Origin of the sequence: Streptomyces sp. NPDC049040, assembly GCF_043197715.1 — a bacterium.
Classification (GTDB): Bacteria; Actinomycetota; Actinomycetes; order Streptomycetales; family Streptomycetaceae; genus Actinacidiphila.
The window spans coordinates 1,274-2,836 of sequence record NZ_JBICTO010000043.1; the positions used below are offsets into that span (position 1 = coordinate 1,274).

Annotated in this window: 1 rRNA gene (running past one end of the window); it reads right to left on the minus strand. The window is 57.5% G+C overall.

Features of this window, described 5'->3' with window-relative positions:
- A 23S ribosomal RNA gene (locus ACGFMP_RS37165) occupies window positions 1-1,543 on the minus strand (it extends 1,272 nt beyond the left edge of the window).
- Between the last annotated feature and the right edge of the window lie 20 nt (window positions 1,544-1,563).

Below are 1,563 nucleotides of genomic sequence, written 5' to 3' on the forward strand. Positions count from 1 at the left end.
AGCATTGGGCGCTTTACAGCGGGTACCGGAATATCAACCGGTTGTCCATCGACTACGCCTGTCGGCCTCGCCTTAGGTCCCGACTTACCCTGGGCAGATCAGCTTGACCCAGGAACCCTTAGTCAATCGGCGCAAGAGTTTCCCACTCTTGTATCGCTACTCATGCCTGCATTCTCACTCGTGAACCATCCACCACTGCCTTCCGGCGCGGCTTCACCCGGCACACGACGCTCCCCTACCCATCCGTACAGGCGTTGGCCCTATATGTACGAATGACACGACTTCGGCGGTACGCTTGAGCCCCGCTACATTGTCGGCGCGGAATCACTTGACCAGTGAGCTATTACGCACTCTTTCAAGGGTGGCTGCTTCTAAGCCAACCTCCTGGTTGTCTCTGCGACTCCACATCCTTTCCCACTTAGCGTACGCTTGGGGGCCTTAGTCGATGCTCTGGGCTGTTTCCCTCTCGACCATGGAGCTTATCCCCCACAGTCTCACTGCCGCGCTCTCACTTACCGGCATTCGGAGTTTGGCTAAGGTCAGTAACCCGGCAGGGCCCATCGCCTATCCAGTGCTCTACCTCCGGCAAGAAACACACGACGCTGCACCTAAATGCATTTCGGGGAGAACCAGCTATCACGGAGTTTGATTGGCCTTTCACCCCTAACCACAGGTCATCCCCCAGGTTTTCAACCCTGGTGGGTTCGGTCCTCCACGACCTCTTACAGCCGCTTCAACCTGCCCATGGCTAGATCACTCCGCTTCGGGTCTTGAGCGTGCTACTCAACCGCCCTGTTCGGACTCGCTTTCGCTACGGCTACCCCACACGGGTTAACCTCGCAACACACCGCAAACTCGCAGGCTCATTCTTCAAAAGGCACGCAGTCACGACACCAAGTGCAAGCACTCGATGCGACGCTCCCACGGCTTGTAGGCACACGGTTTCAGGTACTATTTCACTCCGCTCCCGCGGTACTTTTCACCATTCCCTCACGGTACTATCCGCTATCGGTCACCAGGGAATATTTAGGCTTAACGGGTGGTCCCGCCAGATTCACACAGGATTTCTCGGGCCCTGTGCTACTTGGGTGATCTCCAAGAGAGCCGCTCATGTTTCAGCTACGGGGGTCTTACCCTCTACGCCGGACCTTTCGCATGTCCTTCGCCTACACAAACGGTTTCTGACTCTCCGACCGGCCGGCAGACCGATCAAGGAAACTCCCACGACCCCGTATACGCAACCCCTGCCGGGTATCACACGCATACGGTTTAGCCTCATCCGGTTTCGCTCGCCACTACTCCCGGAATCACGGTTGTTTTCTCTTCCTGCGGGTACTGAGATGTTTCACTTCCCCGCGTTCCCTCCACATACCCTATGTGTTCAGGTATGGGTGACAGCCCATGACGACTGCCGGGTTTCCCCATTCGGACACCCCCGGATCACAGCTCGGTTGACAGCTCCCCGGGGCCTATCGCGGCCTCCCACGTCCTTCATCGGTTCCTGGTGCCAAGGCATCCACCGTGCGCCCTTAAAAACTTGGCCACAGATGCTCGCGTCCACTA